This is a genomic window from Aquimarina aggregata (assembly GCF_001632745.1).
Taxonomy (GTDB): domain Bacteria; phylum Bacteroidota; class Bacteroidia; order Flavobacteriales; family Flavobacteriaceae; genus Aquimarina; species Aquimarina aggregata.
The window spans coordinates 393,378-407,745 of the sequence record NZ_LQRT01000013.1 but is presented as its reverse complement, the minus strand read 5'-3'; the positions used below and the strand labels follow the sequence as shown (position 1 = coordinate 407,745).

Annotated in this window: 15 protein-coding genes; 4 read left to right on the top strand and 11 right to left on the bottom strand. The window is 32.2% G+C overall.

Going from position 1 to position 14,368, the window contains the following annotated elements:
* Positions 1-3: 3 nt before the first annotated feature.
* Both murB and AWE51_RS13075 read right to left on the bottom strand, forming a co-directional pair.
* Entirely contained in the window at positions 4-1,017 is a 1,014-nt protein-coding gene (gene murB / locus AWE51_RS13080; protein WP_066314133.1) for a UDP-N-acetylmuramate dehydrogenase, read from the bottom strand.
* A complete protein-coding gene (locus tag AWE51_RS13075; protein WP_066314132.1) occupies positions 1,017-2,207 on the bottom strand; it encodes a pyridoxal phosphate-dependent aminotransferase in 1,191 nt (396 codons plus the stop codon). The genes murB and AWE51_RS13075 overlap by 1 nt, the downstream gene beginning before the upstream one ends.
* Before the next feature lie 104 nt (positions 2,208-2,311).
* On the opposite strand from AWE51_RS13075, the gene AWE51_RS13070 reads away from it, so the two are divergent.
* Complete coding sequence (locus AWE51_RS13070; RefSeq protein WP_066314130.1) at positions 2,312-3,676, top strand: pepsin/retropepsin-like aspartic protease family protein; 1,365 nt, start codon at positions 2,312-2,314, stop codon at positions 3,674-3,676.
* Between the two features lie 61 nt (positions 3,677-3,737).
* On the opposite strand, the gene AWE51_RS13065 is transcribed toward AWE51_RS13070, so the two are convergent.
* Positions 3,738-4,136, bottom strand: a complete 399-nt coding sequence (locus AWE51_RS13065; protein ID WP_066314129.1) for a DUF1573 domain-containing protein — start codon at positions 4,134-4,136, stop codon at positions 3,738-3,740.
* Between the two features lie 126 nt (positions 4,137-4,262).
* On the opposite strand from AWE51_RS13065, the gene AWE51_RS13060 reads away from it, so the two are divergent.
* Positions 4,263-6,896, top strand: coding sequence for a valine--tRNA ligase (locus tag AWE51_RS13060; RefSeq protein WP_066314127.1), 2,634 nt, complete (start codon positions 4,263-4,265; stop codon positions 6,894-6,896).
* Between the two features lie 69 nt (positions 6,897-6,965).
* Here the strand turns inward: AWE51_RS13060 and AWE51_RS13055 are convergent, their stop codons facing one another.
* The 6 genes from AWE51_RS13055 to rsfS form a co-directional block, all read right to left on the bottom strand.
* On the bottom strand, positions 6,966-7,232 hold the full coding sequence (locus tag AWE51_RS13055) for an acyl-CoA-binding protein (protein ID WP_066314126.1): 267 nt from the start codon (positions 7,230-7,232) through the stop codon (positions 6,966-6,968).
* A gap of 108 nt (positions 7,233-7,340) precedes the next feature.
* Positions 7,341-7,988, bottom strand: coding sequence for a phosphatidylserine decarboxylase family protein (locus AWE51_RS13050; protein WP_066314125.1), 648 nt, complete (start codon positions 7,986-7,988; stop codon positions 7,341-7,343).
* Complete coding sequence (locus AWE51_RS13045) at positions 7,978-8,781, bottom strand: phosphatidate cytidylyltransferase (protein ID WP_066314123.1); 804 nt, start codon at positions 8,779-8,781, stop codon at positions 7,978-7,980. Before AWE51_RS13045 ends, AWE51_RS13050 begins: the two co-directional genes overlap by 11 nt.
* Before the next feature lies 1 nt (position 8,782).
* Complete coding sequence (locus AWE51_RS13040; protein ID WP_066314120.1) at positions 8,783-9,394, bottom strand: LUD domain-containing protein; 612 nt, start codon at positions 9,392-9,394, stop codon at positions 8,783-8,785.
* Between the two features lie 145 nt (positions 9,395-9,539).
* Complete coding sequence (gene ftsH / locus AWE51_RS13035) at positions 9,540-11,492, bottom strand: ATP-dependent zinc metalloprotease FtsH (protein WP_066314119.1); 1,953 nt, start codon at positions 11,490-11,492, stop codon at positions 9,540-9,542.
* Between the two features lie 13 nt (positions 11,493-11,505).
* Positions 11,506-11,877: a ribosome silencing factor gene (rsfS, locus tag AWE51_RS13030; protein ID WP_066314118.1), complete on the bottom strand. Its 372-nt coding sequence runs from the start codon at positions 11,875-11,877 to the stop codon at positions 11,506-11,508.
* An 89-nt stretch (positions 11,878-11,966) separates the two neighbouring features.
* Between rsfS and AWE51_RS13025 the strand changes: the two genes are divergently transcribed.
* Positions 11,967-12,698: a biotin--[acetyl-CoA-carboxylase] ligase gene (locus AWE51_RS13025; RefSeq protein ID WP_066314116.1), complete on the top strand. Its 732-nt coding sequence runs from the start codon at positions 11,967-11,969 to the stop codon at positions 12,696-12,698.
* 1 nt (position 12,699) lies between these two features.
* Here the strand turns inward: AWE51_RS13025 and AWE51_RS13020 are convergent, their stop codons facing one another.
* Entirely contained in the window at positions 12,700-13,092 is a 393-nt protein-coding gene (locus tag AWE51_RS13020; protein WP_066314115.1) for an SRPBCC family protein, read from the bottom strand.
* A 15-nt stretch (positions 13,093-13,107) separates the two neighbouring features.
* Complete coding sequence (gene pyrE, locus AWE51_RS13015) at positions 13,108-13,749, bottom strand: orotate phosphoribosyltransferase (protein ID WP_066314113.1); 642 nt, start codon at positions 13,747-13,749, stop codon at positions 13,108-13,110.
* A gap of 8 nt (positions 13,750-13,757) precedes the next feature.
* Between pyrE and AWE51_RS13010 the strand changes: the two genes are divergently transcribed.
* Entirely contained in the window at positions 13,758-14,366 is a 609-nt protein-coding gene (locus AWE51_RS13010) for an NUDIX hydrolase (RefSeq protein WP_066314112.1), read from the top strand.
* The last annotated feature ends 2 nt before the right edge of the window (positions 14,367-14,368 follow it).

Sequence of the window (14,368 nt, the reverse complement as noted above, 5' to 3'; positions counted from 1 at the left end):
AGATTATAGTATATTCACTTCGGTTTCGAGCTTAATATTAAATTTATCGAGTACTTCTTTTTTAATATTTAACGATACTTCTAATATTTCTTTACCAGTTGCTTTGTTGTAATTTACTAAAACTAGGGCTTGTTTTTCATGTACTCCAGCGTCTCCCCAACGTTTTCCTTTAAAACCACATTGTTCAATGAGCCAACCTGCAGGTATCTTAATTGATTCTTCGTTTATCTTGTATGAAGGAATTGTAGGGTATAGGTTTTTTAATTGTAAATATTGAGTTGAAGAAATAACAGGGTTTTTAAAAAAACTACCACTGTTTCCTATTTTTGCCGGATCAGGTAGTTTACTTTTTCGAATTTCTATAACCGCTTCAGAAACATCTTTTATAGTAGGTTTGCTGATTTTTTTTGTTGCTAATGCAGCTTCTATTGCTCCGTAATTAGTATTTAAAATATGATTTTTTTTTGTTAGTTTAAAAGTTACTTTGGTGATAATGTATCTACCTTTTACCTCATTTTTAAAAATCGAATTACGATATTCAAATTTACATTCTTTAGCAGTAAATGTACATGAATGTCCAGTAGAAATCTCGACAGCTTCACAACTCACAAAAGTATCCTTAAGTTCTACTCCATAAGCTCCAATATTTTGAATTGGTGCGCTACCGACATAACCAGGAATTAAGGATAAATTTTCTAGTCCACCATAATTTTTAGAAATACAATATTGAACAAATTCATGCCAGTTTTCACCTGCGTTTGCCGTAACGATCACAGAATCTTCTGATTCTTTTTCAACTTTAATGCCTTTAATGGCTATGTGTAATACTAAAGCGTCTAAATTTTTAGTCAATAGCATATTACTACCACCACTAAGAATAAATATTGGTTTTTTAGTTTCTTTTAATAGGATTGTTTTAAGCTCAGTTTCTGATGTAATTTCTAAAAACTCAGCGGCAGTAACATCAATGCCAAAGGTGTTATATTCTCGTAAAGATTTATGGTATGCGATTTTCATTAATCGTTATATTTTTCTAGCGCTAATTTCACTATGTTAATTGCTTTTTTTAAGTCTCTACGATTAAGTACATAAGCAATTCTTACTTGGTTGATACCTTTGTCTGGGCTTGAATAAAATCCTGAGGCCGGTGCTAACATGACAGTTTCGTTATTTACAACAAATTTATCTAAAATCCATTCGGCAAAATGATCTGCATTTTTTATTGGTAACTCAGCAATACAATAAAAAGCGCCTTTTGGCAGCGAAACTTTAACTCCAGGAATTTCTTTAAGTCCTGCGACTAGTGTATCTCTTCTTGCTTTATATTTTGCTACAGTTTCAATATAGTATGACTCTGGAGCTTCTAATGCTGCTTCACTCGCAATTTGTGCGAGTGTAGGAGGACTTAACCTTGCTTGAGCAAATTTCATTGCTGTCTGCATTACACTCTTGTTTTTGCTAACTAAACACCCTATTCGTGCGCCACACATACTGTATCGTTTAGAGACAGAATCAACAACGATTGCATGTTCATTTAGTTCAGTTTCTTGTAGAATCGAATAGTGTTCTGATCCATCATAAACAAATTCCCTATAGACTTCATCAGAAATCAAAAACAAGTCGTATTTGATTGCCAAGTTTGCCAACTGTTTTATTTCATCCTTGCTATATAAGTACCCTGTTGGATTTCCAGGGTTACATATTAAAATAGCTTTGGTTTTTGGAGTAATAAGTTTTTCAAACTCATTTATAGATGGTAGTGCAAAGCCATTTTCAATTTTTGAAACAACAGGAACTACTTTTACAGTTGATTGAGTTGAAAAACTATAGTAATTAGCATAAAAAGGTTCGGGGACGATAATTTCATCTCCCGGATCAGTTATACTTCCCATTGTGAAAATAAGTGCTTCGCTACCTCCTGTGGTAACTAAAATATCATCAGATGAGATCGTAATATCATGTTTGGCGTAGTAGCTTGATAATTTTTCTCTAAAACTTTCAAAACCGGCAGAGTGGCTATATCCAATAACATCCAAAGTATTGTTTTTGACTGCATTTATAGCCTCTATAGGGGTTTTAATATCGGGTTGACCGATATTAAGACGGTATATGTGTTTACCGTCTTTTTCTGCTTTTTCGGCAAAGGGAACCAATTTACGAATTGGAGACTCGGGCATTGCATTACCTTTGCTTGATACTACTGGCATCTCATTTAATTTAAAAAAGTAAATAGCGGTAAATTTCTTAATTATTTTAAGAAATTGATGTATAATTTGAATGATTTTTCAACTATTTGCATATATTTAGTGTAATGAAGATTTTAGTATTAGATTTTTATCATTTTCTTAAAAGTAAGGTTTTAATAGTATTGTTAATTTTTAATCTTACGCTTTCGGCCCAAACAAATTTTAGACTACCTAATGGAGTGAGTAGTGATAAGATTAGATTTGAGCTCGCAAATAACCTCATTATAATCCCTGTTTTTATTAATGGTATTGAACTTTCTTTCATTCTGGATACAGGTGTAGGATCTACCATAATTTTTAGTGTTGATAATAAAAGTTCTCTTGAGCTTAAAAATGCATCAAAAATTTATTTGAGAGGATTAGGCAATGGAGAACCTGTAGAAGCAATTAAATCTCTGAATAATCAATTAAGTATAGGAAAAGCAAATAGTGGCAACCACAAAGTTTACCTGATTTTTGACGAATCGATTAATTTTTCTCCACGAATGGGGTTTCCGGTTCATGGAATTATTGGGTATGATTTTTTTAAGGATTTTGTGGTCGATATCAACTATTCAAAAAAGTATATCAAACTTAGTGATCCTAAGACTTATAAATATAAAAAATGTAAAAAGTGTTATGAAACAAATATAGATTTTGGCAATCAGAAAAAAAGACCAGTAATAACTGCTAAGTATTTATCAAAAACAAAAGGCTTAATAGATGTAAGATTACTTTTAGATTCGGGATCAGGTTCGTCTTTATGGTTATTCGAAAACGAAGAGAAAGGTATTTCTATACCAGATAATACATTTAGGGATTTTTTAGGCAAAGGGTTTAATGGAGATATTTATGGAGAAAAGACCAAAATTGATGAATTCAAAATAGGCGATTTTGAGATGAAAAATGTTACAACTTCATTTCCTGATTCAATATATATACAAGGAATATCACTACAAAAACGACAAGGTTCATTAGGAGGTAACGTTTTGAGAAAATTTAACCTTATTGTGGATTATCCTCATGAGAAAATATCTTTTAAAAAGAATAAAGATTTTGATAAACCTTTTTATTACAATATGAGTGGACTTTCAATTCAACATGTTGGTTTTACGGTATCTGCAAAAAATTACGACTATGAAGAAAAGAAAACTCAGGCGTATTTAGGGTTAAATGAAGTTGTAACCAAGAAAACATATCAATTGGCAAATAACTTTCTTTTAATTCCAAAATATGAGATTTCTGATATTAGGGATAACTCACCAGCAGATGACATTGGATTGCAAAAAGGAGATATTATTCTAAAAGTTAATGGGCGAGAGGCTTATAAGTTCAAATTATCAGAAATTAACAACTTATTTTATTCAGAAGAAGGAAAAAAAATAAAAATGACTGTGTTGCGGCTTGGCGTAAAACTGAATTACGAGTTTTATCTTAAGAAGGTTATCTAATATGAAAAAGGTTTTACTCTTATGTGAGTAAAACCTTTTTCATATTAGTATGTAAATTTTATTAGTTCTTTTTTTCTAAAACACTTTGTTGATCTAGAACAGTACCTTTAATTTTTATAGACATTGTAGCCTCTTCTGCATTAGAATAAACAGAGATAGTCTTACGTATAGGTCCTACTCTTTTTGTGTCATACTTTACTTCAATCACTCCATTTTCTCCTGGTGCAATTGGTCCTTCTGGTTTTTTAGGAATTGTACATCCGCAACTAGAGTATACTCTTGAGATAATTAAAGGTGCATTTCCTGTATTTGTAAATTCAAATTTACGAACACCATCACTACCTTTGGCTATCTCACCATAATCAACAACTTCAGTTTTAAATTCTATTTTAGGCTTCTCCTGAGCATTTACAGATACTGCAAGGAAACCAATAAATAAAATCATGATCACTTTTTTCATAATGTAGGTTTTTATTAATCGTAAAAGTACTTACTTTTTATCCAACTTCAAAATTGTAAAAGACTTTCAAGTTGTCGTATTTAATAATTACTTTTGCATTTTAAAATTCAAAAATTAGACCAAAGTATGGCAATAGCTGCAAAATACGATGCAAAATCAGTAGAAGAGAAGTGGTATAAGTACTGGCTTCAACATAATTATTTTCATTCTGAAGTAGATGATCGAGAAGCATATACTATTGTCATTCCGCCTCCAAATGTAACAGGTGTCTTACATATGGGGCACATGCTTAATAATACAATACAAGACGTATTAATACGTAGAGCTCGTTTGAAAGGATATAATGCCTGTTGGGTACCTGGTACAGATCATGCGTCTATTGCGACAGAGGCTAAGGTTGTTGCAAAACTTAAGGAAGACGGTATTAATAAGAATGATCTTACGCGTGAAGAGTTTTTAGAACATGCATGGGAATGGACACATAAGCACGGGGGGATAATTCTCGAACAACTTAAGAAATTAGGTGCATCTTGTGATTGGGAGCGTACAGCCTTTACCATGGATGACAATTTGTCTGCTTCTGTAATTAAAGTTTTTGTTGATTTGTATAATAAAGGACTTATTTACAGAGGATATCGTATGGTAAATTGGGATCCTGAAGCAAAAACAACCTTGTCTGATGAAGAAGTGATTTATGAAGAAAAACAAGGGAACTTGTACTATTTAAAGTATAAAATTGAAGGCAGTGACGATACACTAACCATCGCTACCACACGCCCTGAGACGATTATGGGTGATACGGCTATTTGTATTAATCCTAATGATGAAAGATTTACACATCTTAAAGGGAAAAAAGCTATAGTACCTATTGCAAATCGCATTATTCCAATTATTGAAGATGAATATGTAGATATGGAGTTTGGTACCGGGTGTCTAAAAGTAACTCCTGCCCATGACCAAAATGATAAGGTTTTAGGGGATAAGCATAATTTAGAGGTGATTGATATTTTTAATGATGATGCTAGTCTTAATTCATTTGGATTGCACTATGAAGGAAAAGATCGATTCGTGGTTCGAAAAGAAATTGTAAAAGAATTAGAATCTATAGGAGTTTTAGAAAAAACTGAAACTCATCTAAATAAAGTAGGTACAAGTGAACGTACTAAGGCAGTGATAGAACCAAAGTTAAGTGATCAATGGTTCTTAAAGATGAAAGACTTAGCACAACCAGCTTTGGATTCTGTTTTAAATAAGGATGTGAATCTTGTGCCTGAAAAATTCATCAATACCTATCGCTATTGGATGGAAAACGTTAGAGATTGGAATATCTCTCGTCAGTTATGGTGGGGACATCAAATTCCTGCATATTTCTATGGTGATGGGAAAGAAGATTTTGTGGTTGCCGAGAGTGCTGAGGAAGCTTTATCACTAGCTCAAGAAAAAACAGGAAATAAGGCACTTCTGGCTACAGATTTAACACAAGATCCGGATGCACTAGATACTTGGTTTTCTTCTTGGTTATGGCCTATGAGTGTGTTTAATGGTATTTTGGAGCCAGATAATAAAGAAATTAATTATTATTACCCTACAAATGATTTAGTTACAGCTCCAGAAATTCTTTTCTTTTGGGTTGCGCGTATGATCATTGCAGGATATGAATATAGAGGTGAAAAACCATTTACCAATGTGTACCTTACAGGGATAGTTAGGGATAAGCAACGACGTAAGATGTCTAAATCCTTAGGTAACTCACCAGACCCTTTAGATTTAATAGAGCAGTATGGTGCTGATGGTATTAGAGTAGGGATGTTGTTAAGCTCACCGGCAGGAAATGATTTAATGTTTGATGAAGATCTTTGTAAGCAAGGAAGTGGTTTTGTAAATAAGATATTTAATGCTTCTAAACTTATTTTTGGCTGGGAAGTAGATGATGCTATCGAGCAACCAAAAGCCTCTGCTGTGGCTATAGATTGGTATACTTCAAAGTTTCATAAAGCACTGGTTGAGTTAGAAAATAATTATAACAAATATCGTATTAGTGATGCTTTAATGACTACCTATAAATTAATATGGGATGATTTCTGTGGTTGGTTGTTAGAGATGATTAAACCTGCTTATCAGAGTCCGATTGATGCAAAGACATATAAAGAGGTGATCGCTATTTTAGAGGATAACTTAAAGATACTTCATCCTTTTGTTCCTTTTATATCCGAAGAAATTTGGCAACAAATTACTGATAGAACACCAGAACAAGCATTAATTATCGAAAGTTGGCCAAAAAGTAAAACTATTGATGAAAAATTAACTCAGGAATTTGAGATTGCAGCTGAAGTAATTTCTGGGATTAGAACGATACGTAAAGAAAAAAATATTGCTTTTAAGGATGCAATTACACTTTCTGTATTAAATAACGAAAAAAGTAATACCACTTTTGATAGTGTGATTAGTAAATTAGGAAACCTGTCTGCTTTAGCATATGTTGAGGATAAAGTTGAAGGGGCATTATCTTTTAGAGTAAAATCAAATGAATACTTTATTCCTGTATCTGGAGCAATAAATATTGAAGAAGAGGTTAAAAAACTGTCAGAAGAGTTAGCTTATACAGAAGGTTTCTTAAAATCTGTACAGAAAAAATTACAGAATGAGAGATTTGTGAATAACGCACCAGATAAAGTTATTGCAATCGAAAGAAAGAAAGAAGCTGATGCAGAAGCTAAAATAGTAACATTAAAATCTAGTTTAGCAGGACTAAAAGGTTAATTTAAGAGTAAATATTTATAATACTAAGAATTAAAAAAAAGCTTTGATTAAATTCAAGGCTTTTTTTGTTTAATCAGGGATGTATTTATCTACCAATTCTATGTACTTTATCATCGCTTCTTTTGGAGAAATGTTTTGCGCCTGAAAAAAAGCATTGAGCTTAAAGGCATTTCGTAACTCGCTGTTACCAGAAGGAGTGTAGTAGCCTTGAGTATGGGTGGCTCTTTTGTAATATGCATAAAAATACAGCATAATATCAGGTGGCAATACTGTTGTTGTATTACATGCACGTTTATATGCATTATCAAAAGCAATATTTAATTCTTCCTCGGTCATGTTAGTTCAACTTCTTTTTAAGGAAAATATTGAGAAGGATAAACTCAATTAAAAAGGTTAACTTCTATCGTGATCATATTTTTTAAGTAAGGTGTTTTTTTACAATTTTTATAAAGTTGCAATAACACTTTCTCCTCCTCTAACTTTTTGATTCAAAGTAACATTAACTTTCGTTCCAATTGGTAGGTATACATCTACTCTAGAGCCAAACTTAATGAAACCACTATCAGATCCCTGTACAACTTGTTTTCCTTCTGTTGCATAGTTTACGATTCTTTTTGCCAAAGCTCCAGCAATTTGTCGATATAATACTTCAATATTATCATTTTTTACAACAACAGTAGTTCTTTCATTTTCTTCAGAAGCTTTAGGATGCCATGCAACCAAATATTTTCCAGGATGATACTTACTAAAAACTACTTTACCTTTAATAGGATGTCTTGTAACATGGACATTGATAGGAGACATAAAAATAGAAACTTGTAGTCTTTTATCCTTAAAATGTTCTTTTTCATGGACTTCTTCGATAACGACAACTTTACCGTCAACAGGTGCAACAACAGTGTTTTCATCTATCGTGGTTTGTCTTTTCGGGTTCCTGAAAAACTGTAATATCAAAACTAAAAAAGCTAATGTTAATACGAGTATTGCTATTTGCCATTCTTCTGATTGTATTGCGACATAGGATGCTACATTGATCCCTATGAATAATACAATTGCAACTGATATTATTTTAAATCCTTCTTTATGAAACATATCTTAAAATTTGTAAAAATGCGTATAAAAATGGGCTGGCAAATATAACACTGTCCAAACGGTCATAAATACCGCCATGCCCCGGCATTATGGTACCACTATCCTTAACTCCAGCTTGTCGTTTAAATTTAGATTGTATTAAGTCTCCTAGAGTACCAAAAATACTCATAATTATACTTATAATCAACCATATAGTGATAGATAAAGTGTTAGAGAAAAAAGCAATTAAAAACCCTGCAATTATTGAAAAAATAAAACCTCCTATAAACCCTTCGATAGTTTTTTTAGGAGATATACGTTCGAGCAATTTATGTTTCCCAAAGTTTTTACCCACCAGATACGCAAAAGTATCATTGACCCAAGTAATTAGAAATGCTCCTGCAATAATTTGAGGTTGGTATTCTCCAGAATATTTTGGGATAAGGGTTAAAAAAACCAAAGCCGTTATCAAATAAAAAATACTTGTACCATATTTTCGTTTTTCGAACATAGGAATTATTCGAATAGTTACTAAATCTTTAACAAGAAACAGTTCGGTAATAACTGTAAGGGCCAAAACAGGAATAATTAGATATATATGTTCTTGAAAAACATTAAGTACAACTAGGATAATAACAAAGATGAAATATAATCTTTTGTTATTAAGGTGAATTAATTTTTGAAATTCATAGACAGAGATAATACCAAAAACTAGAAATACGGCAATAAAAGTATATTCATTAATAAATATAGATATTAATAATATTGAGACGTATAAAAATCCCGATAAAGCTCTTGTAAGTAATTCCTTCATATTATAAATCTTCCAGAAGCAGCAAATATAGATTTTTTGAACTATTTCCATAGCTTAAGAAATCCTTTTCTTTTTGTGGCTCGAAGTCTTTTATTGTTGTGATATTTGAAGGAATGGAATTCTTGTTTTTGTTTTTTATGCCTTTTAATCCTTCTCCTATGTTTTTAACCATTTGACTAGTAGAGGCTAATATGATAAAATTATCGGGTAATTCTGTAAGTTTTTTTTCTCTTAGTTGATTTGAAGACACTAATATGGCTCCGCTATCTGCAATTAGATATTCACAAGTGGCAAAAAAGAAAGACGCCGAAGTATTTTTTACATAATTTAAGTTGAAACCAGTAAATTTATGTTCTAGTCCCATTTCAAATGTGCAAACATCCTTTTCATACCAATCATTTTCTAAAAGAATCTTATCAAAAGAGTCTAAAACTTCATCATCTTTATCGCAATACAAAAATTTACCTCCGTTTCTTTTAAAGTTCATCATGAAACTTTCATCAATCGGGAGATCGATTTCAGGCATATACTTGCTGCGATCCTCAATGTGGCGCTCTTTACTCTTTTGGTCTGATTTAGATTTCGAAAAAAAGATTTTTCTAAATAGACTCATTTTTAAATTGTGATTGGGAAATTACTTTTTTTACAATACTTTCAAAGATAAAAAAAATCTTAACCTAAATATTCGTTAGGTTAAGATTTTTCAATTTACAAGTAAAAACTTTTAATTTTAACTTGGTTTTATAGTCAAACAAGCATTAAGAAGGTTCTACAACGATCTCTTCTTCTTTTTGTCCAAAGGGTCTTTCTCCAAAAATTTTCTCTAAATTATCTTTGAAAATAACCTCTTTTTCTAATAATACTTCTGCTAGTTCTGTAAGTTTATCTTTATGTTTTTCTAATAATTCAATAGCACGTTGATATTGTTCCTCAATGATATTCGAAATTTCTTTATCAATAAGTTCGCTAGTTTGCTCACTATATGGTTTTGTGAAATTGTATTCACTTTGTCCCGAAGAATCATAATAAGTAAGATTACCTACTTTCTCGTTTAACCCGTAAACGGTTACCATTGCTCTTGCTTGTTTAGTAACTTTTTCTAGGTCACTTAATGCTCCAGTCGAAATTTCATTAAAGATTACTTTCTCTGCAGCTCTTCCTCCAAGTGCAGCGCACATCTCGTCGAGCATTTGATTTGGTCGTACAATAAGTCTTTCTTCAGGAAGGTACCAGGCAGCACCTAGGGATTGCCCTCTAGGAACAATTGTAACTTTTACCAAAGGAGCGGCATGTTCTAACATCCAACTTACTGTGGCGTGACCTGCTTCATGAAAAGCGATTGCTCGTTTTTCTGAAGGGGTAATAATTTTGTTCTTTTTCTCAAGACCACCAACGATTCTATCTACAGCATCAAGAAAATCTTGCTTGCCAACAGCCTTTTTACCATTACGAGCAGCTATAAGTGCAGCTTCATTACAGACATTGGCAATATCTGCTCCAGAGAAACCTGGAGTTTGTTTTGCCATAAATTCTGTATCTAATTCGTTTTCAACTTTCTTTAAAGGTTTTAAATGAACATCAAAGATTTCTTTACGTTCTCGAATATCTGGTAAATCAACATAGATTTGACGATCAAAACGACCGGCACGTAATAATGCTTTATCCAGCACATCAGCTCGGTTTGTGGCAGCGATAACAATTACATTGGTATTGGTTCCGAAACCATCCATTTCTGTTAGTAATTGATTTAATGTATTTTCTCTTTCATCGTTAGAACCAGAAAAATTACTTTTCCCTCTTGCTCTACCAACAGCATCAATTTCATCAATAAAAATAATTGCGGGAGATTTTTCTTTAGCTTGTTTAAACAAATCTCTAACTCTAGAGGCACCAACACCAACAAACATCTCTACAAAGTCAGAACCAGATAAAGAAAAGAAAGGTACTTTAGCTTCTCCAGCAACAGCTTTAGCTAATAAGGTTTTACCTGTACCTGGAGGTCCTACTAGCAATGCTCCTTTTGGTATCTTACCTCCTAATGATGTATACTTTTCAGGATTTTTCAAGAAGTCTACGATTTCTTGAACTTCTTCTTTAGCCCCCTCAAGGCCTGCAACGTTTTCAAAAGAAACTTTTACTTCTGTGTTTTGATCAAAAAGTTTGGCCTTTGACTTACCTATATTAAAGATTTGTCCACCAGCTCCACCACCAGAACCGCCGCTCATTCGTCGCATAATAAATATCCAAATACCAATTATTAAAGCAAATGGTAATAGAGTAACTAGAATTTCACCCCATACATTACTTTCAGTTTCATAACTTATAGGTGTAGTGAGGTTGTTCTCATTCTTTATTTGTGCAATTTTATTTTCAAAATTTTGCAAATCCCCAAATTCAAACTGATAATCTGGATCATTAGGACTGGCGGGTAAAATAGAATTGCTTTTGTTTTTCTTGTGTTTGTCTAGCGATTTAGCTTCTGGAGTCAAGAATACTTTTACTTTTCTGTGGTTAATAACCACAACTTTTGCTACTTCTCCGTTTTTTAAATATTCTTGAAACTCATTGGGGGCTGTTTTTGGAGCGGATCCTATACCACTACCTCCCATAAAATTTAATACTACAAAACCAATAATAATAACTGCATAAATCCAATATGCGCTAAACTTTGGTTTTTTGTTAGGTTCTGTTTTTTTATCTTCTTTAGCCATTTACGCTTTGCTTTTAATAATTTGTTTCAATAATTGTAGTTTTCGCATCTCCCCATAATCCTTCTATATCATAGAATTCTCGGATGTGTTTTTGGAAAACATGCACTACAACATTTACATAATCAATTAATACCCATTCTGCATTTTCACTACCTTCAACATGCCAAGGCTTGTCTTTCAGTTTTTTACTTACGGTTTTTTGAATGGAATTTACAATTGCATTTACTTGAGTGTTAGAAGTACCATTGCAGATAACAAAGTAATTGCATACTGTATTTTCGATTTCTCTTAAATCCAAAATGTTGATATCATTACCCTTTACTTCTTCAATACCTTTTATAATTTCAGTGATTAATTGATCGGTATCAATTTCTTTTTTAGTCATGCATTTTTTTAATTTGTGTAAAGTTATTACTTTTTATCATTTTACTGTGCGTATTATACGGACATTTATGAAACTTTTACACCTTTTGTATGGATATAATCAAAGTTGATGCCATTGACTCAACAAATACTTTTCTTAGAGACCTTAATCGTAAAAAACAATTTACAAACCCAATTTGTGTCTGGGCCAAAGAACAAATCGCTGGTAAAGGACAGATGGGTACTGTATGGCAAAGTAACCCAGGAGAAAACCTTACGTGTAGTGTGTTTATGCAGGTTAACAGTATAAAGCTGACGGATCAGTTTTATATTTCAATGGCAAGTTCTTTAGCAGTTTGCGATGCTTTAAGTGATTTTATGGTAACAAAATTATCTATAAAATGGCCTAACGACATTCTGTCAGATAAACAAAAAATATGTGGTATTTTAATAGAAAATGTTGTTAAAAATGGCAGTTTAACGGGGGTGATTATCGGTATAGGAATCAATATCAATCAAACTTCGTTTATAAACTTACCCCAAGCGGGTTCATTAAAAGAGATTTTAGGAACACATTTTAATGTAGAAGAGGTTTTACAAGTTTTATTGAAAAAGTTGGTTTATAGATTTTCGAAACTAAGCGTTTCGAATTTTAAAAACTTAAAAGAAGAATATGAAACTGTACTTTTTAGAAAAAATAAACCCTCTACATTTTTAGATGTAAAGGGTAATTCTTTTGTTGGTATAATTCAATCAGTAACAAACCAAGGTAAATTACAAGTACTTCTTGAAGATGAAATTGTTAGTGCATTTGATCTTAAAGAAATTTCATTACTGTATTAAATTATAGTTTTCCAATATTCTCACTTAGTGTATTTATGAAATTCTGGATTGGTGTTTTGATCATCATTGCCATCATGGCATTAAATTGCCCGTCAAAAGTCAACTTAGTAGTGCTTTTTCCATCTTCTGTATTCACAATATCTGCAGTTAAAGTAAACGGTAATTTATCACTGGCAGCTCCTAAAACTACTTGGCTAGACGGAGTGTTTTCTTTTTGATCTAATACAAGTTCTGGCATTCCTTTTAATTGAAAAAGAAATCTTGAATCCGTTATTTTTTCAAATTTTTGTTTGCTTTCAGGCATAAGCTGCTCAAAGTTTTCAACTTTAGTCAAAAATTCAAATACTTCTTCTGCAGTTTTATTTACAGTTACCGTAGGGCTTTCTAAATTCATAATAGTATTTAATTGTTATATGTTCCACTCTGCAGGATTAGTTTTCCAATCTTGTAGTGTTTTATGTTGTTCTTTTGTGATATAGGCTGTATCTAAAGCCTGTTCTAAGAGGTTTTCATAATTACTTAAGGTGTGTAGTGCTAAAGCTTCTTGTTCAAAATTTTCAACAGCTATATCAAAGCCATAATTGAAAATAGCAACCATTCCTTTTACATCTGCCTTATCTTCTCTTAATGCTTTTACTGCATTAAGGCTACTTTTTCCAGTACTGATAAGGTCTTCTACAACCACAACGCTTTTATTACTAGGAACAATACCTTCAATTTGATTTTTTCTACCATGCTTTTTAGCTTCTGGTCGAACATAAATAAATGGAAGATTTAAAACTTCGGCAACCAATAAACCAATGCCAATAGCTCCTGTAGCAACGCCAGCAATAACATCAGGTTTGCCATAGGTTTGCTCAATAAATGTAGCAAGGTTTTTAGCGAGTGTTTTTCTTATTTCTGGATAGGATAACGTAATTCGATTATCACAATAGATAGGAGATTTCCATCCAGATGCCCAAGTAAAAGGTTCTTGCGGTTGTAATTTAATTGCATTAATTTGCAACAATAACTCAGCAGTTTTTTTTGCTGTATTTTTATCAAAAATCATAGTTGCAAATGTATAAAGTTTTTGTGAATAATACGCCTATTATTCTTTCTACAAAAAGGGTAATTGATGGATATCAAACGATTCCTATTAAAAAGGTTGTGTTTCCTGAAATTATTAGAGATGTTTTAGGAAAAGAAGCTGCTAATGAAGAAGCCAAATACCATTTTTATCATAAAAATGAGAATAAATTGATTGATCATCTGTATGCTAAGTTGCCAGTAGTTGTAGCAGGAGGAGGAAAGGCATATAATACCAAAGACGAAATTCTTTTTATTTACCGAAACGGAAAATGGGACTTGCCAAAAGGCAAGATTGAAAAAAATGAACATATTGAAACTGCTGCAATACGAGAGGTAGAAGAAGAGACAGGAGTAACTGGACTAGAAATCACTAAGTTTTTATATAAAACATTTCATGTTTTTAAAAGAAATGGAGAGTTTAGGTTAAAAGTAACTTATTGGTTCGAGATGAAAACAGAGTATGATGGAGTATTGTTACCGCAAAAAGAAGAAGGTATTACTAAAGTAAAATGGAAGAATAAGAAAAAAGCTAAAAAAGCTTTAACAAATTCCTATGCAAATATCAAAAAACTCTTTTCACATGATTATTTATCTTAATT